General features: G+C 45.1%; 22 protein-coding genes. 5 read left to right on the forward strand and 17 right to left on the reverse strand.

The genetic code is table 11. The features are described from left to right. Positions 1–26 precede the first annotated feature (26 nt). Together nifD and nifH are read right to left on the reverse strand one after the other, a co-directional pair. Positions 27–1,508 (reverse strand): nitrogenase molybdenum-iron protein alpha chain, encoded by a 1,482-nt coding sequence (nifD, locus tag AC4IFB_RS08510; RefSeq protein WP_490779933.1) that lies wholly within the window; start codon positions 1,506–1,508, stop codon positions 27–29. 102 nt (positions 1,509–1,610) lie between these two features. Further along, entirely contained in the window at positions 1,611–2,486 is an 876-nt protein-coding gene (gene nifH / locus AC4IFB_RS08515; protein ID WP_490777194.1) for a nitrogenase iron protein, read from the reverse strand. A gap of 188 nt (positions 2,487–2,674) precedes the next feature. Here nifH and AC4IFB_RS08520 point away from each other — a divergent pair, with 188 nt between their 5' ends. Next, the gene (locus tag AC4IFB_RS08520) at positions 2,675–3,517 is read left to right on the forward strand and encodes an NAD(+)--dinitrogen-reductase ADP-D-ribosyltransferase (RefSeq protein WP_490777193.1); all 843 of its coding nucleotides are present in this window, start codon (positions 2,675–2,677) and stop codon (positions 3,515–3,517) included. A gap of 123 nt (positions 3,518–3,640) precedes the next feature. Here the strand turns inward: AC4IFB_RS08520 and AC4IFB_RS08525 are convergent, their stop codons facing one another. Both AC4IFB_RS08525 and AC4IFB_RS08530 read right to left on the reverse strand, forming a co-directional pair. Further along, positions 3,641–4,003, reverse strand: coding sequence for a hypothetical protein (locus AC4IFB_RS08525; RefSeq protein ID WP_490777192.1), 363 nt, complete (start codon positions 4,001–4,003; stop codon positions 3,641–3,643). Positions 4,004–4,041: 38 nt separating this feature from the next. Beyond that, positions 4,042–4,290, reverse strand: coding sequence for a DUF3144 domain-containing protein (locus AC4IFB_RS08530; protein ID WP_490777191.1), 249 nt, complete (start codon positions 4,288–4,290; stop codon positions 4,042–4,044). A 433-nt stretch (positions 4,291–4,723) separates the two neighbouring features. On the opposite strand from AC4IFB_RS08530, the gene AC4IFB_RS08535 reads away from it, so the two are divergent. The 3 genes from AC4IFB_RS08535 to AC4IFB_RS08545 are packed head-to-tail and all read left to right on the forward strand — an operon-like array spanning position 4,724 to position 6,299. Continuing rightward, a complete protein-coding gene (locus AC4IFB_RS08535; RefSeq protein WP_490779934.1) occupies positions 4,724–5,623 on the forward strand; it encodes an SIR2 family protein in 900 nt (299 codons plus the stop codon). 36 nt (positions 5,624–5,659) lie between these two features. After that, positions 5,660–5,917, forward strand: a complete 258-nt coding sequence (locus AC4IFB_RS08540) for a hypothetical protein (RefSeq protein WP_490777189.1) — start codon at positions 5,660–5,662, stop codon at positions 5,915–5,917. Further along, complete coding sequence (locus AC4IFB_RS08545) at positions 5,901–6,299, forward strand: bacteriohemerythrin (RefSeq protein WP_490779935.1); 399 nt, start codon at positions 5,901–5,903, stop codon at positions 6,297–6,299. The genes AC4IFB_RS08540 and AC4IFB_RS08545 overlap by 17 nt, the downstream gene beginning before the upstream one ends. Before the next feature lie 24 nt (positions 6,300–6,323). Here AC4IFB_RS08545 and aqpZ read toward each other — a convergent pair whose 3' ends face one another. Beyond that, complete coding sequence (gene aqpZ, locus AC4IFB_RS08550; RefSeq protein WP_490777187.1) at positions 6,324–7,016, reverse strand: aquaporin Z; 693 nt, start codon at positions 7,014–7,016, stop codon at positions 6,324–6,326. A gap of 102 nt (positions 7,017–7,118) precedes the next feature. Next, positions 7,119–7,784, reverse strand: coding sequence for a hypothetical protein (locus AC4IFB_RS08555; protein ID WP_490777186.1), 666 nt, complete (start codon positions 7,782–7,784; stop codon positions 7,119–7,121). A 212-nt stretch (positions 7,785–7,996) separates the two neighbouring features. Here AC4IFB_RS08555 and AC4IFB_RS08560 point away from each other — a divergent pair, with 212 nt between their 5' ends. Continuing rightward, positions 7,997–9,547 (forward strand): YiiX/YebB-like N1pC/P60 family cysteine hydrolase, encoded by a 1,551-nt coding sequence (locus tag AC4IFB_RS08560; RefSeq protein ID WP_490779936.1) that lies wholly within the window; start codon positions 7,997–7,999, stop codon positions 9,545–9,547. Between the two features lie 524 nt (positions 9,548–10,071). Here AC4IFB_RS08560 and draG read toward each other — a convergent pair. From draG to nifL, 11 genes are all read right to left on the reverse strand, one after another. Beyond that, the gene (draG, locus tag AC4IFB_RS08565; RefSeq protein ID WP_490777184.1) at positions 10,072–10,998 is read right to left on the reverse strand and encodes an ADP-ribosyl-[dinitrogen reductase] hydrolase; all 927 of its coding nucleotides are present in this window, start codon (positions 10,996–10,998) and stop codon (positions 10,072–10,074) included. 68 nt (positions 10,999–11,066) lie between these two features. Further along, positions 11,067–11,648 carry a nitrogen fixation protein NifQ gene (locus AC4IFB_RS08570; RefSeq protein WP_490777183.1) on the reverse strand — a complete coding sequence of 194 codons (582 nt, stop codon included), beginning with the start codon at positions 11,646–11,648 and terminating at the stop codon, positions 11,067–11,069. After that, positions 11,648–12,004, reverse strand: coding sequence for a 2Fe-2S iron-sulfur cluster-binding protein (locus AC4IFB_RS08575; RefSeq protein ID WP_490777182.1), 357 nt, complete (start codon positions 12,002–12,004; stop codon positions 11,648–11,650). The genes AC4IFB_RS08570 and AC4IFB_RS08575 overlap by 1 nt, the downstream gene beginning before the upstream one ends. Positions 12,005–12,030: 26 nt before the next feature. After that, on the reverse strand, positions 12,031–12,315 hold the full coding sequence (locus tag AC4IFB_RS08580) for a 2Fe-2S iron-sulfur cluster-binding protein (RefSeq protein ID WP_490777181.1): 285 nt from the start codon (positions 12,313–12,315) through the stop codon (positions 12,031–12,033). A 39-nt stretch (positions 12,316–12,354) separates the two neighbouring features. Then, positions 12,355–13,641: an FprA family A-type flavoprotein gene (locus AC4IFB_RS08585; protein ID WP_490777180.1), complete on the reverse strand. Its 1,287-nt coding sequence runs from the start codon at positions 13,639–13,641 to the stop codon at positions 12,355–12,357. Further along, positions 13,638–14,063 carry an ArsC/Spx/MgsR family protein gene (locus tag AC4IFB_RS08590; protein WP_490777179.1) on the reverse strand — a complete coding sequence of 142 codons (426 nt, stop codon included), beginning with the start codon at positions 14,061–14,063 and terminating at the stop codon, positions 13,638–13,640. Before AC4IFB_RS08590 ends, AC4IFB_RS08585 begins: the two co-directional genes overlap by 4 nt. Beyond that, the gene (locus AC4IFB_RS08595; protein WP_490777178.1) at positions 14,056–14,256 is read right to left on the reverse strand and encodes a hypothetical protein; all 201 of its coding nucleotides are present in this window, start codon (positions 14,254–14,256) and stop codon (positions 14,056–14,058) included. The genes AC4IFB_RS08590 and AC4IFB_RS08595 overlap by 8 nt, the downstream gene beginning before the upstream one ends. Before the next feature lie 11 nt (positions 14,257–14,267). Further along, positions 14,268–14,546 carry a 4Fe-4S dicluster domain-containing protein gene (locus AC4IFB_RS08600; protein WP_490777177.1) on the reverse strand — a complete coding sequence of 93 codons (279 nt, stop codon included), beginning with the start codon at positions 14,544–14,546 and terminating at the stop codon, positions 14,268–14,270. Positions 14,547–14,556: 10 nt separating this feature from the next. Next, positions 14,557–16,065 carry a nitrogenase cofactor biosynthesis protein NifB gene (nifB, locus tag AC4IFB_RS08605; RefSeq protein ID WP_490779954.1) on the reverse strand — a complete coding sequence of 503 codons (1,509 nt, stop codon included), beginning with the start codon at positions 16,063–16,065 and terminating at the stop codon, positions 14,557–14,559. Between the two features lie 191 nt (positions 16,066–16,256). Beyond that, positions 16,257–17,822, reverse strand: coding sequence for a nif-specific transcriptional activator NifA (gene nifA, locus AC4IFB_RS08610; protein ID WP_490777176.1), 1,566 nt, complete (start codon positions 17,820–17,822; stop codon positions 16,257–16,259). Further along, the gene (gene nifL, locus AC4IFB_RS08615; protein WP_490777175.1) at positions 17,822–19,456 is read right to left on the reverse strand and encodes a nitrogen fixation negative regulator NifL; all 1,635 of its coding nucleotides are present in this window, start codon (positions 19,454–19,456) and stop codon (positions 17,822–17,824) included. The genes nifA and nifL overlap by 1 nt, the downstream gene beginning before the upstream one ends. Positions 19,457–19,634 lie beyond the last annotated feature (178 nt).

The raw sequence follows: 19,634 nt of genomic DNA on the forward strand, positions 1-19,634 counted from the left end.
ATCAACCGACCACCGAAAGTCTTCCGTTAAGCACCAGCCGCAGCGGCTTCGGCCTCATCTTCACCCTTCAACCAGGGTGCCTGGATTTTATTCCAGCATGGATTGTTCAAAGTCATGTCCATGTCACGTGCGAAAATGGCGAAACCATCATAGCCGTGGTAAGGACCTGAATAATCCCATGAGTGCATCTGACGGAAAGGGATACCCATCTTCTGGAATATATATTTTTCCTTGATGCCAGAACCAATCAGGTCAGGTTTGACCTTCTTGACAAATTCTTCAAACTCGTAACCGGTAACATCATCATAAATCAGGGTAGCATTGCCCATCTCTTTGATTGTGCGGTCGTAGTCGTCGTTATGAGCAAACTCATAACCTGTACCGACAACTTCCATACCCAGGTCCTCATAAGCACCGATAATGTGACGAGGACGCAGACCACCAACGTAGAGCATGACTCTCTTACCTTCGAGACGTGGGCGATACTTAGCGATTACCGCTTCATATTCAGCCTTGTACTTCTCAATGACTTTCTCAGTATTGGCCTGGATAGTCTCATCGAAGAAACCAGCAATCTTACGCAGGGACTCCTCGATCTTAGTAGGACCGAAGAAGTTGTATTCCATCCAAGGAATACCATATTTCTCTTCCATGTGGCGAGAGATATAGTTCATGGAACGATAGCAGTGAAGCAGATTCAGCTTAGCCTTTGGAGTATTCTCCATCTCAGCCAGGGTGCCGTCTCCAGACCACTGTGCGATAACACGCAGACCCATCTCTTCCAACAGAGTACGCGAAGACCAGGCATCACCACCGATGTTGTAGTCACCAATAATGGTTACATCGTAGTCTGTACCTTCAAAGCTGTTATCTCCGTCACGATTATGAAGCACCCAATCACGAACGGCATCGTTAGCAATGTGATGACCTAAAGATTGGGAAACACCACGAAAACCTTCACAACGAACAGGAACAACTGGCTTCTCGATCTCAGCCGTGGTTTTCTTGGCTACGGCTTCGATGTCATCACCAATCAGACCGATTGGACACTCAGACTGAACAGTAATACCTTTGTTCAGTGGGAACAGCTGTTCAATCTCAGTCATGATCGTGGACAACTTCTTGTCGCCGCCGAAGACGATATCCTTTTCCTGGAAATCAGAGGTGAAGTTCATGGTACCGAAAGTATTGATACCAGTTGTACCTACATAGTAGTTACGACGTCCAGCACGTGAGTACTGTCCACAACCAACAGGTCCATGAGAAATATGGATCATGTCCTTGATTGGTCCCCAAACCACACCTTTAGAACCAGCGTAGGCACAACCACGAATGGTCATCACACCTGGTAGTGATTTACGGTTAGAGGTTATGCACTTTTTAGACTGCTCTACATCTTGGTCATTGACCGTAAGATGCTTCGCACGGTCCTTTTTGGCGTTTTCTGGATAGACTTCAAGCACCTCTTGGATGAGGGCCTCTGTCTCTTCGCGTGTCAAATCTGACATAAAATTCTCCTTCACCTGCCACCACTAATCTGTGAATACACAGGCTATGAAAAAATGATCGATTGATACCGACCCCAAAGGGTCGGCGCAAAACCTTATGGCTTATGATTCTGCAGAAGCAGTCTGGCCGACGATACTCTCGTCTTCTTCGTCCATCAGACCAAAGTCCATCAACAGATCTTCCAGGGCATCCATGGTGATTGGGGTTGGGATAACCATAAACTTGTTGTCGATGATCTTCTGAGCAAGATCGCGGTACTCCTGGGCCTGCTTGGCGGCAGGATCGTACTCGATAACGGTCATACGACGAATCTCAGCACGCTGCACCACGTTGTCACGAGGAACGAAGTGAATCATCTGAGTACCGAGCTGACGAGCCAGTTCCATGATCAGTTCGTCTTCACGAGCTGTGTTACGGCTGTTACAGATCAGGCCTGCCAGACGTACGCCACCAGAGTTAGCGTATTTCACGATACCTTTAGAGATGTTGTTGGCAGCGTACATAGCCATCATCTCACCAGAGCATACGATGTAGATTTCCTGAGCCTTGTTCTCACGAATAGGCATAGCGAAACCACCACATACCACGTCGCCGAGTACGTCGTAGAATACGAAATCGAGGTCTTCTTCGTAAGCGCCTTCCTCTTCGAGGAAGTTGATAGCGGTGATTACACCACGACCAGCACAACCAACACCTGGCTCAGGGCCACCAGACTCAACACACTTGATGTCGCCATAACCGGTTTTCAGTACATCTTCCAGCTCCAGGTCCTCAACTGTACCTGCTTCCGCTGCCATCTCCATGATGGTGTTCTGCGCTTTAGAGTGCAGAATCAGGCGGGTGGAATCCGCTTTGGGATCGCAACCGACGATCATGACTTTCTTACCTAGCTCAGCTAAACCTGCGACCAGATTCTGGGTCGTGGTAGACTTGCCGATGCCGCCTTTACCGTAGATTGCACATTGACGCAGTGCCATGTTGGATCTCCTTACTATTGTTGAATCAGTAGTGACTAATGTCGTTTGTGGTCACGTGGACGACTAGAGATTTGCAATCGGCGTGCCAAAAAATCTAAATATGCATAACATATTGATTTTTATATTATTATTAGTATTATACCGCTCTACAATTGAGGTCAGGTTCACGACAAACACCCAGCAAATGTATGGATGAAAACAAACAATCGGTGTCACAGCGTACATCTCTACCCGCTTTTGCACGTCTACCAATCAATAGATGCAGCCTTCCCGCTGTAATCCTTGGTAGCCTTACCTTCCAGGAGCATCCTGTGAAGATCATGCTTGATGGAGTTACCGAACTTCATGCTGATCTTTTTAATCATCTTGATCATGTTCACGCCGATCAGCGTGCAATCCACTTCATGGAGTACATGCGTTGCTGTTTTCTGCTCGACAATTTGGATGAAGCTGGTTTTGATGCGCAACGCGCCCGCCACAAACGAGAGAAAGCCGATTACCTGCGCATCCTGCGTGGCTGGATGTTTGATCCTGATGGTAAGGAGGCTGCTGTTTTGAAAAGTTGGGTAGAGTCCCGTTTCGGGTTGCTGCCAATAAACCACCGGGGGCCACTTGGGGATTACTCCTCAGAACACTATCATCGATATCTTAGTGATCGTGCTCAAGGCCTATATAACACCAATGGTCTGGAAGCTCAGCTTGATCTGCTCTATACCTATTGCCAATATGAAATCGAACAGATTCATTCGACCACATCTCACCTGAAACTCTATAGAGGTATCAATCACATCAAGGAGCATGAAATCCTGCATCAGATAAGCAAACAGGAATGCATACTATTACTGAACAATCTCAACTCATTTACTAATGATAGAGAGCGTGCCGATGAATTTGGTGATTACATACTGCAAGCACAAATTCCCTTTGTGAAATTGCTTTACTTTCCCGGTTTACTTCCCGATAGCTTGAGAGGTGAAAATGAATATCTGGTTATTGGTGGCGTATCTAGAGTAAAAATCAGTATTTTATAGTGCATTTCGAAAATGAACCGCTAAAAGCAATGGATTCATAGACTGTACAGCTCGCACACAATGGTTCTTTATATATAGAACTGTATCTGTTTACTCTCTATCAATAAACCGATGCTCTTAGCTTCAGACACCGTAAAGAGAGTCACGCAAGTAGCTTTTGAAGTGTTTCATAACCGGCTTGGGTATTGTCTTCTCTGCAAAAAGCCTTAATTCATGGATCTGTTCCTGTGAGATCAATGAATCAGCATGCAATGCTGAATCGATCTCCTGGTGTATGGATGGATCAAACAACAATCCCTTCCGTTCCTTAATTACAGTATAAATAGCTACCACAGCCATTTGTTCTTCGGGACCCATTTTACATTTATTGTCGAGTATCTTAAGCATGACTGCCGTGACACAATCGATTTGCAATGGGTCAAGTGGTGCGGTTTCCGCCCATAAGGCAGCGGGATGCGGGGCTTCGATGGCTGTCTGAAGTTTCATATCTTCTACCCGGTCAAACAATGCGAATTAACAATCGGTTACTCACCAGGTGTGGAAAAATCGTGCATACACTCCATCAACATCTTCCTGTATTGATCGCAATAGTAATCTACTGCTGCTTGCTGATTTTCCGAGGCACCGTCAGACTCAAAAAAGAAGTTAGTATTATACCATGCTGCGGCATACATAAATGCAGCGCTGAGGAACGGCATCGCCCACTCCTCGCTTAAATCGTTAGCAAGGTGGATGAATTCATCTGCAACTTCGCGAAAATCTGATTCCTGCATTGAAATGACACTCTCATTTGATTAATTACATTTCAATCAACAACACATTTCGTGCCAAGTCTATTTTTTCATGGAATCAGCGATCTAAATGGGTTTAATCACGATTTCTCAGACATAGCCTCTGATTGATGTTCTGAAATTTGTAGCAAAACCTACAACTGCTATCGAAAGTGATTTTCTGATTGTAATGGAAACAGCTTATAAGAGATTCTTATAAATAGTTTACGAATCTACTTTCAGATTTTTCAAATCTAAAATATCAAATACATTTATCTTTACTATTAATGACTTAATGATTTATCTTAAGTAATTACTCATCATCTGTTTTCATATAGATTCCTCACGCATTTTCAACAATATGTACTTTTCAATAATGTTTGGCCTGCGTCTTGCAGAATGTCTATGGATACTTAATATTATTTGGGGGAACAGCATGGTCGAGAAGAAAATCACGGAACTAAAAGCTGGCATATCATCAGGCCAGATAGTGCCCTACCTTGGTGCGGGTGCGCTCAATGGATCGGTCAATGTTGAAACAGGGGATGCCATTCCTGCAGACAGCGACAGCCTCATATTGGCAATGAATAACGGTCGCCCCATGTCTCCAAGACTCATGTACGAGTTTGCACGAGCTGCCATGGACGTTGAATTAAAGCGGGGCCGCTCTGCTGTCAACCGTTTTCTGGATGAGACCTACGGAAAGCAATCATGGACTCAATCACCTTTGCATGCCTGGCTGGAATCAGTGAAACCTCACTATGTAGTTGATATCAATCGCGACACTCAGCTGCAGCAGACCTACAGCAATATGCCACACACATTGATTCGCGGAATTTCCAGGGTTGGTGGAACTGACTACCGATTTCGTATCCATCATTATAATGGTGAGAAATACTCTGAGAAAGAGATTGATCAATCTGAAGCGGATCCCTCTCTGCCAATTCTATTCAAGCCCATGGGTAGCCCACTTCCAGATGCAACCTATATCGCCTCAGATGCTGACTATGTCGACTACATTACTGAATTGATGGGTGGATTCGCCTTACCAAACTATCTGAAAACATATCGAAAAGGTAAACAGTATCTCTTTCTTGGCTTGAGAATGACCAGGGATACTGAGCGCATGGTCCTCTCTGATATAATTTATGCTGCTGATCAACCTGCAGGTTGGGCTTTAATCCCAGAGCCGAATGATAAAGAGCGACGCTTCTGTAACAAAATGAATATTGAAATAGTAGAAGCCGATATCGACACCTTTATAGGTGAAGAGTTTGCTGTTCAACTAAATCAAGACAAGAATGATTCAGCCCTTGAAAGTAAAGTGGTCTGTTGATTCAACCTTTACTACTGAGGAGTATTGAGTAGAAAGATGTCCCGTTTCACACCCTGCCAAGGAAAAAACGCCTGCCGTGACAATGGCACAATCTGCCTTACATGTGGCCGAGAATTGACAGAAATTGTAAAACTGCGCGAACTGATGAAAGAGATTACATCACTTGCAGTCGAGTATGACTATGAGAATGTAGATGATTTCACTCAATACGTTGCACGCAAAATTACAAAAATGATCGACTATCAAAGAGCAAATCCAGACACATCGATAGAGATCAATGCAGATGCTAATTGATGGCTTCGATCAGCGTTTTATACTCGATTTACCACAGATGGACGATACTCACTCAGAGTTCGTTGATCTGGTAAATCGACTGGCGGATGCAAACAGGGAGGAGTTCGCATCTCTTTTTAAAAACCTGGCTGAACATACCCAATCTCATTTTGATAGTGAACAGCAGATGATGGAGGAGTCCCATTTTCCTGCTATTGCAGAACACATTTCTGATCACCAGCGGATACTGGGTGAGCTGGCACGTTTTGGCAAGCGTGTTGCAGCCGGCTCAACCACTATGGCCCGTGCTTATGTCAGTGAACAATTACCCAATTGGTTTGAGTTGCACATTCAAACAATGGATAGTGCGCTCGCCGCTCATCTCAAAAATAACCAGGTTTAGTCTTATTCAGCTGCTCTTTAGTTGTTACTCATTCTCAGCTGCCCCAATAAACCGGTAGATCATTGCACCAATCACGCCACCAATTATTGGTGCAACCCAAAACAGCCAAAGTTGTGCAACGGCCCAATCCCCTACAAATAGAGCAACACCAGTACTACGAGCGGGATTGACTGAGGTATTTGTGACCGGAATGCTGATCAAATGAATGAGAGTCAGACATAAGCCGATTGCTATTGGTGCGAAGCCCTGTGGTGCCCGTTTATCTGTAGCTCCGAGGATAACCACAAGAAACATCATGGTCATAACAACTTCAGTTATGAGAGCAGCCTGTAAGCCATAACCTCCAGGAGAGTGTTCAGCGTAACCATTTGAGGCAAAACCGTCAGCTAATTCAAAACCGGCCTTGCCACTGGCAATGAGATACAACACGCCACCCGCAACAATCCCCCCTAAGACCTGGGCAATGATATAAGGTAGAAGCTCTTTAGCCGGAAAACGTCTACCGGCCCATAGACCAATGGAAACTGCTGGATTGAGGTGGCATCCGGAGATATGACCAATGGCATATGCCATTGTCAGGACAGTTAAACCAAAGGCTAACGAGACGCCCAACAGACCAATACCCAATTCCGGAAACGCAGCTGCTAATACTGCACTGCCACATCCCCCTAGAACCAACCAAAATGTACCAAAGAATTCAGCACCATATTTATTCATAATATTTCCATATTTCAGATTGATGTTGTCATCAACCGAGAATAGATGAATTGTGCACAAGCGTTAAGTGGTCTACTGTAGAAACTTACAATCTTTCACAAATTACGGAACCTCTAAATCACTCTGCTTGCGCTCCCGTGCTGCAGTAAAGAAAATCATTGCCATAGCATAACTGGAGACCAGTCCAGCTGGTAGTGCTAATAAAAACAGCACGACGGAAGCTAACAAGCCCCCCATAATTATGTTACTCCAGGAGAAGAGCTTCAAATAATTGTAGTTAGACTTCAGCTTCAATAAACGCAGTCCAAACAGAATAGATACGATACCCATTGGGATCAGTAACACAAAAAAGCTGATAGAGATCAGATTAAACTCTTCCGCATCTGCAGGCATAAATATATTTAACACTGCCATAATGAGAGAGAGTGCTACTAAAATAGTGATATATCGATCTGCAGTGTGAGTTTCCAATCTAATATTGAGTAACTGCTTAAACATAATCAGCAGATAGATGTAAATCGCGCTATCAACAATATTAAAGAGATTACCAAAGGTGGTATAGAACTCATTCTCAGGCTCAACGCCACTCATGAATGAAATAGCAATCGCTGGAATTGTTGCAATCAGATAGAAAATCGTAAGCCAGGCAAGGAATAGGAGCTTTCCAGTGGTTAAACTGCCCCTGACAAAGGATTGAGGAACTATCTCTTCCTTTAAGAGCTCTGATTCAGGTGTTTTATAGACAGAATCACTATTTGATATAGTCATTAGGAATCACTTTCCGTAATTTCAGCTGTTATTTCTGGTTTAGTAACATGCTGATGCATAATAGCATCTGCATTAGTTTTTATATTTTCCGTTAGTTCGTGCATTAATAGGGAATTAGTATAGCAATACCAGGATTTTGTGGTTATTTTTCCTTTAAATTCAATACTTAATGATATTCACATTTCGGAACGAGATTTTCTCTTAATATTAATATGATCAGATTTCCTATCGTTTTCGCCAAATGGCGAAGTTTCACAACCCGTTTGGTATTGTGCCTTTGCCTGGTCCTGGCACATAGTATTAGCAACCTTGCTGTAGCCAATCCTTTTACCCAGCCAATCTGTGACACTGAGGATAAGGTACGCTATTCAGCTGAATCCATAAAACAAAAAATAACCGCATTCCAGGTACTCACTGAAGAAGCGCTCAGTTTACGCTCCGAATCGATCATCTTCCTATCTCAAGTCAAGGAGAAGCAGCGGTTAAAACAGCCACTTCTTGGGGCAGATATGCGTCTGCTGAGTGCTGGTGCTGCAGAACTGATCAATCAACGCAAACTGCTGTGGTATGTTGCAACCCTGCATGAATGCTGGCTAGATGAACCCATTCCAGACGATCCCCTACTAGCCAGAAACCAGGCAATTGGCATCACCATGTCCCTGTCGGCAGCATTAATTCTCTATGACAACTATCTCACAGCTGTTGCGCTTTATCAGGACGACCTTTTTTTGCGGAATCATATCAACGAAGGAGACTCCGCATATCTTGTGCCCAAGGGTGAGCTTAGAAAGGTTGCTGCTTCATTTACCTCGGCAGTTAATCGTGCACGTGTCAGGCGTGGCTTGATATGGTACGAGCAACATGCTGCATATCTGTCAGAATCTGACCATGATAGTGAACGCTATCTGGCTACCCTGGTTAAACAGAGTCCATCCTACGCAATGGTAAGAAAAATCAGGCCATTAAATTATGCTGGAAACCTGATTGAGCTCATTGGAACCACATCAGTAGATACCTTGTATACCATACAGAATGAAGGGATCAGTTTGTCGAGCATGATCTTCGGAAATGTAATTGGTTTAGTAGAGTCCCGTCGTGGCAAACTTGATAAACGACCTGAGATTCATAATCGACTAACCAAAGAGCTGCGGGCTGGAGATGTTCTTCTGGAAAAGACCCCTTTTCGCCTAACTGACTCATTCATACCAGGCCACTGGGGGCATGCTGCCGTCTGGATTGGCACCGAATCTGAACTGCGTAAATTGGAAATCTGGAATCACCCAGTGGTAAAACCTTATCATCAGCAGATACGTGATGAGCGTGGGGTAGTCGAAGCACTGCGCTCAGGTGTGGAGATGAACACGCTTCAACACTTTATGAATGTAGATGATCTGGCTGTACTGCGCCAGAGCACTCTTAATCAAGAGCAGCGTCGCAGAGTGATCCTTCAAGCTCTGCGCCAAGTGGGCAAAGCATATGATTTCAGCTTTGATACCCAGAGCACTAATAAGATAGTCTGCTCGGAACTGGTCTATCATGCGTATGGTGATGTAGATTGGCCAACAGAACGTAAATTAGGCCGAGTCGTGGTCAGCCCTGATAATATTGCACAAAAAGCAGTTGATGGTGACCTGTTCAGTGTTGTTGTTCTCTATCACGATGGCAATGAAATAATGAACCATCCTCAAAAGCAACTGAATAATTTGATCAAACCTAAAGTGGTAGCCCTTGCCTATAGCGGTTTAAATAATATTTCACCTTAAATATTATAAACCTATGACGAGGTACACTAGCAATAGTTGTTGCTTGATGAGATTGCGTTAGCTTGCCGCTGTGTGAAATGCAGAGTTGTTGTTGGACTAATTAAGGTGAAAGGCAGTTTAAATCTGCCTACAACCAGATCAAATGCCTACCCGCTCCCAATTTATTGGGAAGCATGCAAACTTTAAAACGATCTATGGTGGTAGTGTTGAATCTGCTAAAGATATCTCTTGGTATAGAGTTGTATAGTTGATCAACAGTATGGCTGCTATCTAAACAGCCAGCATTAGAACTGATTTGATGCCCATTATTCTTTATTAAGAGGTCGTTCACTTACTTCTACTCCACAATAGTGACCTATTCAGTATGAATAATTACTACTATTGCCATAGCTACTGAAATCTCAACACAGCAACCAGTGTGCCAACATGGGGTTACTGCTTGAATACCCTACTTATTTTTCATGGAGTACTATCTAATAGAACGGACTGTGTAAGAAATATCGACAGTTTTTTACGGGATTAATCTATATTATGCCTGTCACGCCAGGATGATCAGCTGCTAATTTCAATAACTCATTTGTCTGCTTTTCACAATATTTTTTTATCTTTTTATCTATGCTTTTAAGCCATCTTTCCGGTATCTGACTCGGACCATAGAAAGCACCAGCAATCATGCCAACAATGGCACCCGTTGTATCAGCATCACCACCACGATTGACTACGTCGACTAGTATTGCCTCAAAGTCATCACTCTCAAACAGGGCCTGAAAAACAACCTGCAATGTATCGACGATATATCCGCTGGGATTTTCAACTCTCTTCTTATCGAAACGAAATTCACGGTGTTGTTCGACCAAACGGTCAGCTATCTGCCTTAGTGTAGCTTTGTCTTCGCCCTTCATGGCTGCGACACACATTTCCAGGACAGCTTCAGTTCCAGCATCAGAGAGGGGGTTATTGTGGGTGGTATGAGCTTGAGTGCGGGATGCAACAACCAAGGTGTCTATGGGACTATTACAGTAAAGGATAGCGATGGGTAGGCAGCGCATGCAGGCACCATTTCCTGCATCATATTCATTCTCTTCTACCCAGGGATTGCCTGTATTGCGGAATTGAATTACCCCACGCCTTACTGTATTACCAATATCTATTGGTTTTCCTCGCATCCATTCGCTGAAAGCCTGGGCAACAGCTTTTGCACTGACACCACCACTTTTCACCAGGGCTTCTCCCAAGGCCAGGCTCATCTCTGTATCATCCGTAACCTGTCCCGGCTTCAGGTGTAGCCATCCGCCACCTTTAATGGTGTCATGAACACCATATTGGGTCTTTATTTCATTGGGGGTAAGGAATTCTGTCGTGGCACCCAAAGCATCACCAATAGCCAACCCCAGATATGCTGAGAGCGCCCGTTGAGCAAGGTTCCTGTCTATATTATTTTGCTCTTGCATCTATTGGTGCTATCTCTGTGCCAGCCTTAGCAGGAGTGCCAAATAACAGAGGCTGAAATAGTGGTTCGTTAATCTTCTGGAGCAAAGCAGTTGATATAGTCTGCACATGCTTCGCAGCTGGGAGCACGACAAGTATATATGCCTTCTGTTTCACATAAACGTTTATAGAGAAATTTTTTCCACTTCATATTCTTTGTGTTCAAATCTGCCAAAGGGGTAAAGTGGTCACTCATTAGTTTAGACAGATCGGCTCTGCTCCAAAGTCCTAAATCCTGCCATAGATGATCGCTGCCCAAACAGCCAAACACCAATATTTCAGCCAGCCACCGTTCAGATTGGCTCTGATGGGTGCTATTGCCGAGGATCAGTTTGCGCAAATCATCCATCTCCTCGTCATTATCACACATTGGTGGATGGTCGTAACCTAGCAGGGAATGTGGTTGTATTCTTGGGAAATGGGTTTGTATAAGACGTCTGAATTCCAACTCCCCCAGACCTAACCATTGAGGCAAAGCACTCTGACCGTACGACCAGGATGATAGAATGCGCGCCAGGATATCCTCTACAGAGCTCTCCTGGCGCGCAGCCGCTCCGATCAGTTTAGCGTAACATTGCGCTACACCATCACTATCCGGAACTGGATGAGACATCACAGCGCCTCATATTCGACAACGACATCCTCGTCCCTGGGAATAAATTGGCAGGCCAACCGCCACTCACTCGGCAAGTCATCAACAATCATCTTTTCCATATCATCCTTGCTGAGTTTACCCAATTCTCTAAGAACCTTTTTCTCTTTTTCTTCGAGGTGGTAACCCATAGGTTGTTTGTCACCGATATACTGGACACGGATAACACAACTCCCGCAATCACCGTCTCCGCAATCGAATTTGATTGGGATCTTATTGGTTTTGGCAATCTTTAACACAGTTTCTGTAAAACTGCCCGCAACCGCATAGACGGTTTTGTCTTTGTATTCAGGATTGCTAAATGTAATCAGAGGCATATCTTGAACTCCTAAGAAGTATTTGATCAGGCAGGCTTAACAGAGCAATCACCCAGAATCTGCGCCTGACATGCAAGGCGGTCATGACGTCCAGCCATGTTCTCCTTAAGCACTTTCTCCTCTAAAACTGAAGGCTCAGTCAGGTTATTCCAGCCATCTTCAACATGCATCATGCAAGTTCCACAATCCCCTTCACGGCAGCCATAGATAATACCGGCACCAATTTTCTCAGAGACTTCAATAACTCTTGTACCAGCTGGCACATTGACTGTCTGTTCAATGTCTTCAAATGTGATTTTCGCTTTTGCCATTTCAATTCACCTGTTGCTTAAAGTTAAATATTTGTCGGATTAAGCCAAATCGGCTAAATCAATCACGCCTTTGTTCTGTTTTTTTCCTACCATTTCCTCTGCAATGGCTTTGCCAAATGCTCGGCATTCCACTAACTCTTCTTCGGTGGGAATCAATTTTATTCTTAAACCCTGCTGGGGGATGCGCATTTTCAAACCGCGCATTCTGTCCTCGATCATTGGAACCGCTTCACCACTCCAACCAAAAGAGCCAAATGCACCACCCAGTTTGCCCTTGAGATTGACCACTACCAGTGATGAGAGAAGATCCCAAACAGGCTTAACCGCATCACCATTGATGGTGGGAGAGCCAAATAACAGTGCATCTGCCTCTTCTATCAAATCTACAAAGGGGCCTATCTCCCCTCCTTCAAGGTCATACAGAGAGACTCTGACCCCTTTAATGGATGCCGCACCTTCATTGATCTCTTCTGCCATCCTGGCTGTGTTTCCATAGGAACTCATGTAGAAGATAACCAGGGACTGCCGGTCTACACCGATCTCCCTTGAGAGACTGGAAGTTGAAAGTTCACGGTAATGTGTAACATAACGTCGCGGACGCTCTCTTAGAATCGGGCCATGAGTAGGCGCAATCTGCTTAATCTTAAGGGGTTCAATCAATTTCAGCGCATCCATTACATGATTCTTGAATGGTCTCATGATGTGCGCATAGTAATAATCAAAAGAGAAACGAAAATCACCAACCAGGTCATTGAACAATCGTTTATCACAGTAGTGGCAGCCGAACACATCGCCCGAAAACAATATGCCCTCCTCTTCGAGGTAAGTACATTGCGTGTCTGGCCAATGCAAAAAAGGTGTGTGAAGAAATCGTAGTGTCCGATCACCAAGAGAGATGCGATCGTCTGTTGTTACCGTGGTGTACTCGAAAGCGTCATCACTTGTAGGTTTAAGTAATGCTTTAAGCATCGAGGTGGCTCTTTGTGAAATATAGAGTTTTGCCTGAGGAGCGCGACGCATCAACTCAGGTAGAGCTCCAGTATGATCGGGTTCAAGATGGTTAAGGATAATCGCTTTGATCTCCTTATAATCAACCTCAGACTCAAGCCGGGCAAAGAACTCATCACTAAAGTTCTCTTTGACTGTATCAATGATAGCGACACCATCATCACCCTTTACAAGATAGGAGTTGTAGCTGGTTCCGTTAGCCGTACTGAGGATGATATCGAATGTTCTCAAGGAGGGATCGAGTGCGCCAATCCAATACACATCATCTGCGAATTCGACAGCTTCTCTATGGCGGGATACATCGACTTCGTTACTCACGGTGGTGCCTCACAGACTTGTTGTTCCGTCGTCTCCATGGGGCAGCTTTGTAGATCTTTTTTTCCCTCAATAGTGACTCCAAGCTTATCGAGTACAGTACCCGGAGTGAAGCCGGATTGCCTCAGAGATTGGCAAATCATCAGGGGTCGCTTAATCAATATTGGGTTACCAATCATCAACTCAAGAGCTGCAATTTCATCAAGCTGATCTATCTTAATCTCACCACTTTTAACTTGAGGCGCACTGTCATTAAACCAGCTGGATACAGGTTTGTTTTCAAAAAAAGGGCGCAGACTTTCGTGTGTCCAGGGTTCACTGAGAATATCCCGGACTTCTAAAGTAATCCCCAATTTACGCAGGATAGCTTTCTGTTGTTGATTACCCACACAGCCTGGTTTTTCATAAAAAACCAGTTCAGTCATCTTTTCTTGTCTCTTGCATGCTCATAATCAACGCAGATTGACGCTGCCAGAGACGTTCTGGAAGGCAAAAGCCTTTGGGCTGCAGAGAATCAGCTGGACGGATGAAATGTGTGCGCACAAATCTCATCACATGACTATACGACTTGGCTGAATCGGTGATTACTGGCTGTAAAGCTGTTTGTTTGTCAAACATGTTTAATCTCCTCAGCGTGACTGTATCTCGGCCATGACTTCTGTCATCCGCTCTGGTGGAATACCGGTAAGTGACCCAGGCGGATTGGCTGGTTGAGAAAAGGGATCAAGAATTGCACCTTCAATTGGACAGATACTGACGCACTGCGGATCAGAAAAATCTCCTTCACACTCGGTACACTTCTTAGCATCAATCTTAAAGTGAGGTCTAGCCTCAAATATCGCTTTGCTTGGGCAGAGCGGTTCACAGGCCCAGCAGTTAACGCAGCTTTCTATAATTTCGAATGACATAGCTTGCTCCTTAGGCTCCGACCTGTAGTTTTCCGACCTGACTGGGTTTATCAAGCTGGCCGTTTTCAACCATCTCTGCATAGACCTTGGCTACAGCATCTTCTATCGGTTCCATGGCATGTTCACCATTGGGTTGGATACCGGATTCTTCCAGCATCTCCCATGGCTCATAACCAATTTTTGAACAGAGCACTGCTTCGCACCCTTCCAGAACACGTATTATCTTCTGCAAGGTAGTTTCAGCATCACCACAGGTATCTCCACCTGAGCAATAGAGATCTACTTTTCTGTGTCCGATGAAACGAACATCTGTGGTTGAGGCTTCGTAGACAAGAAACTCTTTGGCATGACCAAAATGCTGATTAATGACACCACCACCACTGCTAGCTACAGCCATCAGTACCGGACGGGTCTCTTTTTTGCGTTTCGTTAAGGCAGTCAATGGAATAAAAGTCTCATTGGAACTTTGCTTCTGTGCTTCACGCTTGGCTTCGACCTCAGCCTGATAATCGACACGTTTTTTCATTGCTTCTTCATAATCAACATCCATCAGTTCAACCTTATCCATGGTGAACTCATCGCCTCGATCTTCTCCCAGCATGCCTACAGCATCAGCTCGGCATTGGCGACAGTGGCGCATCATATTCATGTCGCCGGCACACTTGTCCTGCAGTACCTGAAGTTCGTCGTGGGTAGGGCCTCGCTGGCCCATAACACCATAAAACGTACCGTGCTCAGCTTCTGCAATCAGCGGCATAACGTTATGTAGAAAAGCGCCCTTCTCCTTGACTACCTTACTCACCTCTTCCAGGTGTTCATCATTGACACCAGGAATCATCACTGAGTTGACCTTAACCAGAATGCCACGATCAGTAAGCATCTGTAGTCCTTTCTGTTGCTGCTCGATAAGGATTTTTGCGCCTTTGCGACCTTTGATGCGGCGATTGTTCCAGAAGATCCAGGGATAGATCTTCGCCCCGACATCAGGATCTACGCAGTTGATGGTAATGGTTACATGGTCAATATTGTGTTTGCACAGCTCTTCGACTTGATCAGGAAGAGTCAGTCCATTGGTAGAGACACAGAGCTTGATATCGGGAGCCTTTTCGGTCAATTGACGAAAGGTATCAAATGTACGCTCAGGATTGGCCAAAGGGTCACCAGGACCGGCAATACCCAAAACTGTCATTTGTGGGATATTGGCCGCGACAGCCATAACCTTTTTTACAGCCTGATCCGGAGTCAACAGCTCAGATACAACACCGGGTCGTGATTCATTGGCGCAATCATATTTTCGGTTACAGTAGTGACACTGAATATTACAGGCTGGAGCAACTGCCACATGCATACGGGCGAAATGGTGATGCGCCTCTTCAGAATAACAGGGGTGGTTGTGTACCTTCTCCCTGATATTATCAGGTAGATGCGACAGTTGATCGTTACTCCCGCCGCAACCGGATGCACTGCACCCACTTTCAGCTGAGGTATCTGCTGTTTGACCAATCACTTTCAATTCCATCATCCGGCCTCCCAATAGCGACGCAATGAGGTGGTTTTTTACGTTTGGTAGGGATAATGCAATCTGCGTGCCTAGTTTTTAATACTGGCTATCTTATTGTTATTATTGTAATTTTTTTGTTGTTTTAAGGATTCTGTCGCATTGCATACAGGGCATTCAATGGTCCCTGTATGACAAGCGACAGAACCAGCTTACATCTGACGCACTTTAATATTCAGGGTCTGAATTCGATAGCCAATCTGCCTTGGGGTCATACCGAGCAGTCTCGCAGCCTTGGCCTGAACCCAACCCGCTTGCTCCAATGCGGCAATAACCCGTTCACGCTCATCAAGATCCGGGTCATCTATATCAATCTTGTTGTTATCGGGAACTGGTGTGTAACCCTGCTCTGATAGCGGTTTCAAGCCACTGAGGTTGACTGCTTTTTCGTCAATCTGTCCTTCTCCGCTCATGACAGCTGCCCGTTCCAGACAGTTTTCCAGTTCACGAACATTTCCCGGCCAGTCATGGTGCATCAGCAACCGCACGGCACCATCATTGATAGACAATTCGCGCCCCTGATTCTTGGAGATCTTAGTAACCAGAAATCGGGCCAGATCGTTAATATCTTCTTTACGATCACGTAGCGCCGGCATCTGTATTGGCATAACATTCAGTCGATAGTAGAGATCCTCTCTGAAGCTGCCCTCTTGTACTTCAGATTCCAAGTCTTTGTTTGTAGCCGCAACGACTCGAACATCAACAACATGAGTTTTAGCACCACCAACCCGCTCAAATTCACCTTCCTGTAGTACACGAAGCAGTTTTGCCTGAAACGCAGGGCTGATCTCTCCGATTTCATCAAGAAATATGGTACCGCCATGAGCCTGTTCGAAGCGCCCTTTTCGTTGATTGACTGCGCCAGTAAATGCCCCTTTCTCGTGCCCAAACAGTTCTGACTCCAATAGGGTATCGGGTAGTGCAGCACAATTGAGTTTGATAAATGGCCCGTTGCTTCTGGGTGAGTTGTAGTGAATGGCATTGGCAATCAGCTCTTTTCCGGTTCCGGATTCACCACGAACCAATACAGTGGTATTCCATTTAGCAACCTGGCGAACCTGCTCAAAAATCACTCGCATACTTGGTGTATGACCGACCATATTTGAAAAACCATGTTCGCCACGAACTTTACGCCGCAGCGAGTCCCGCTCATTTTTAAGGGCCAACTGTTCGTCTTCCACTTTTTTGGCAAGTCGAACACTCTGACCAATCAGATTCCCGACCATCTTCAAAAAGCGTTCATGTATTTTCAGCAGGCCGATGCTGCCTAGTGGTTGTGCAGCCAGTACACCTGCTGTTCGCTCCCCTATGAGGATAGGAACACCAACAAATGGCAATTCGGGATCGTAGACACCTAATCGATCAAGAAAACGATCTTCATCTGATATTCGCCGTACAACCAGCGGTTCACCACTAGCCATGATCGCACCTACAACACCTTCACCAGGCTTGTAGCGAACCGTGTTGAAAGGTGCAGGGTTTTCATGCAAAGCAGTAACAAACAGCTCGCCACTGGTATCATCCAGTAGACAGATCATTCCATGCCTCAGTTTTGCGGTATCACTGAGCCGACTGAGAACTTCAGTCAATGTCTCTCTGAAATCGAGAGATCGACTTAACACCTGACTAACCTGATACAGGCTCTCCAGCTCTGATTCCAGTACAGCACTGTTATTTGCTGCAACTGAAGTATCGATCTGTGTATCTGTCGAAGTCATTAAGACTTTTCCTCCATACCACTAACTGGAAGTCTGACAAAGACGCGACATCCGCCGTAAAAGTCAGGATCGATTTCCATACTGCCTCCATGCCCGATAACGATCTCCTGAGACATTGTCAGTCCCATGCCTGCATGTTCTTTTGGCTGTTCCCATCCACAAAAGAAAGGTTCAAACACTTTCAAACGTTGTGTCTTGGGTACACCTAATCCGTTATCCATAATTTCTATTACCAGTTCCTGATTTTCAACACTTGTCTGGATACGTATTTCGCGGTAATCCTGCTTCGCTTCTATAACGGCTTTAATCGCGTTATCAATGAGATATTTGAATAGACCACGCAGTGAATTGATACGACCCGACACCGCAGGTAATACATTCGCAGGCCTCCAGTCCACAACAATGCTCGCAGACAGAAGACTTTCAGTGGATAGTTTCAACACCTCATGCAGTAGCTCATTGATGTTTACCAAGCTCTCATCTTCCATCACAGGACTGGGTAAAGCTTCGTGTAGACTGTCCATCGCCTCATCGCCACTTTTCAAAGCTTGCTGCAATACTATGCGCATCCCCATATCCTCCTGGCTTGCAGCAGGCATGGCCAATGCAGCCTTGATGACATTCAATGGGGCTTGAATCTTGAATATGGCGCCGGAGATCGCTTCGCGCATGGTTTGTACCATCTGCTGCTCCGCCATATTGGCACGGATCATATTCAGTCGTGCTTCTTGAATACGATTGCGACTGCTAGTAACTTCATTGGCAATCAACAGCAGACAGCACCGAGTCTCCTCCTGTTGTTTGAAATAGTGTTGGGCTGCTTCGTCCAACTCAGGCAGATGTACACCTGAACAGGCGAACCATCTTGGACTAACCCCTCCAGGCGGATCCAGTCTTACATCCACATTTGTAAAGCCATTGCCGACTTGGCAGACCTTACCCAGATCAAAGCCTATCTGTTGCTCTAGAGCTTCTAAAAAAACTGTTGTGGGTTCTACACCTCTAAAATCCCCCATCAAGGCTTTGTAAGCATGATTATCCAGTAACACCTTCCCATCCGCAGCCACTACAGCCACCACCATAGGTGCTGCATTCAGTGCTGCTTCGGTAAGATTTTTTTGGAACTTTAAACGCTGCTCCAGCTGGTGCACCTCAGTAACATCACGGTGCATACCAAGAAAAAACGCAGTTTTACCTTTACTGTTGTTCACCGGAGAGATGATCAGTTCAGCGAGATACTCCTCACTGGATTTACGGTGGTTGACAAGAGTACCGTGCCAAACCTCGTTTTTCTGAATAGTCTCCCAAAGCTCTCTGTAGATCGATTCTGGAGTCGATTTACTTGAGAGTACCGACTCATTCTTACCTATCACCTCTTCCCTGGAATAGCCGGTTAGCATCTCAAACGCGCTATTAACATAGAGGATTCGTGCCGTAGGATCGGTGATTGATATCGCGATGGGTGCTTGTTCAACTGATTCGAAAAAGAGCTTTGGTGGTAAAAACTGATTACTGTCCAGATTCCCGAATGCCTCGAGGATTTCATCCGGCGTTCCTTCAGGAGGAGAGGCAAGAAAGTCATTAATCCTGTCGACAACATCGCTGTTAGTAGATTTTATTTTTCGTTGGATCATAACTGCGATCATCCTAATGCGAATGTAGAAAAACTGAACATAGCTAAGGTTATAGCAAAACCCATACCATCGCTGATTACAGAGGTGAGAACCATTAGATAGCCCCCGTTGTCGCTAACTCTACAAAGTAACCGCCGCAATCTGTTGCGAAACCTACAAAGCAATGGATGATCCTTTT

This window comes from Candidatus Thiodiazotropha sp. AKIB8, assembly GCF_058244675.1.

Excerpts from the sequence above, each read along its gene's own strand:
- nifD (WP_490779933.1), bottom strand. The coding sequence starts at position 1,508 with ATGTCAGATTTGACACGCGAAGAGACAGAGGCCCTCATCCAAGAGGTG.
- nifH (WP_490777194.1), bottom strand. The coding sequence starts at position 2,486 with ATGGCACTGCGTCAATGTGCAATCTACGGTAAAGGCGGCATCGGCAAG.
- AC4IFB_RS08520 (WP_490777193.1), top strand. The coding sequence starts at position 2,675 with ATGGATGAAAACAAACAATCGGTGTCACAGCGTACATCTCTACCCGCT.
- AC4IFB_RS08525 (WP_490777192.1), bottom strand. The coding sequence starts at position 4,003 with ATGAAACTTCAGACAGCCATCGAAGCCCCGCATCCCGCTGCCTTATGG.
- AC4IFB_RS08530 (WP_490777191.1), bottom strand. The coding sequence starts at position 4,290 with ATGCAGGAATCAGATTTTCGCGAAGTTGCAGATGAATTCATCCACCTT.
- AC4IFB_RS08535 (WP_490779934.1), top strand. The coding sequence starts at position 4,724 with ATGGTCGAGAAGAAAATCACGGAACTAAAAGCTGGCATATCATCAGGC.
- AC4IFB_RS08540 (WP_490777189.1), top strand. The coding sequence starts at position 5,660 with ATGTCCCGTTTCACACCCTGCCAAGGAAAAAACGCCTGCCGTGACAAT.
- AC4IFB_RS08545 (WP_490779935.1), top strand. The coding sequence starts at position 5,901 with ATGCAGATGCTAATTGATGGCTTCGATCAGCGTTTTATACTCGATTTA.
- aqpZ (WP_490777187.1), bottom strand. The coding sequence starts at position 7,016 with ATGAATAAATATGGTGCTGAATTCTTTGGTACATTTTGGTTGGTTCTA.
- AC4IFB_RS08555 (WP_490777186.1), bottom strand. The coding sequence starts at position 7,784 with ATGACTATATCAAATAGTGATTCTGTCTATAAAACACCTGAATCAGAG.
- AC4IFB_RS08560 (WP_490779936.1), top strand. The coding sequence starts at position 7,997 with ATGATCAGATTTCCTATCGTTTTCGCCAAATGGCGAAGTTTCACAACC.
- draG (WP_490777184.1), bottom strand. The coding sequence starts at position 10,998 with ATGCAAGAGCAAAATAATATAGACAGGAACCTTGCTCAACGGGCGCTC.
- AC4IFB_RS08570 (WP_490777183.1), bottom strand. The coding sequence starts at position 11,648 with ATGTCTCATCCAGTTCCGGATAGTGATGGTGTAGCGCAATGTTACGCT.
- AC4IFB_RS08575 (WP_490777182.1), bottom strand. The coding sequence starts at position 12,004 with ATGCCTCTGATTACATTTAGCAATCCTGAATACAAAGACAAAACCGTC.
- AC4IFB_RS08580 (WP_490777181.1), bottom strand. The coding sequence starts at position 12,315 with ATGGCAAAAGCGAAAATCACATTTGAAGACATTGAACAGACAGTCAAT.
- AC4IFB_RS08590 (WP_490777179.1), bottom strand. The coding sequence starts at position 14,063 with ATGACTGAACTGGTTTTTTATGAAAAACCAGGCTGTGTGGGTAATCAA.
- AC4IFB_RS08595 (WP_490777178.1), bottom strand. The coding sequence starts at position 14,256 with ATGTTTGACAAACAAACAGCTTTACAGCCAGTAATCACCGATTCAGCC.
- AC4IFB_RS08600 (WP_490777177.1), bottom strand. The coding sequence starts at position 14,546 with ATGTCATTCGAAATTATAGAAAGCTGCGTTAACTGCTGGGCCTGTGAA.
- nifB (WP_490779954.1), bottom strand. The coding sequence starts at position 16,065 with ATGGAATTGAAAGTGATTGGTCAAACAGCAGATACCTCAGCTGAAAGT.
- nifA (WP_490777176.1), bottom strand. The coding sequence starts at position 17,822 with ATGACTTCGACAGATACACAGATCGATACTTCAGTTGCAGCAAATAAC.
- nifL (WP_490777175.1), bottom strand. The coding sequence starts at position 19,456 with ATGATCCAACGAAAAATAAAATCTACTAACAGCGATGTTGTCGACAGG.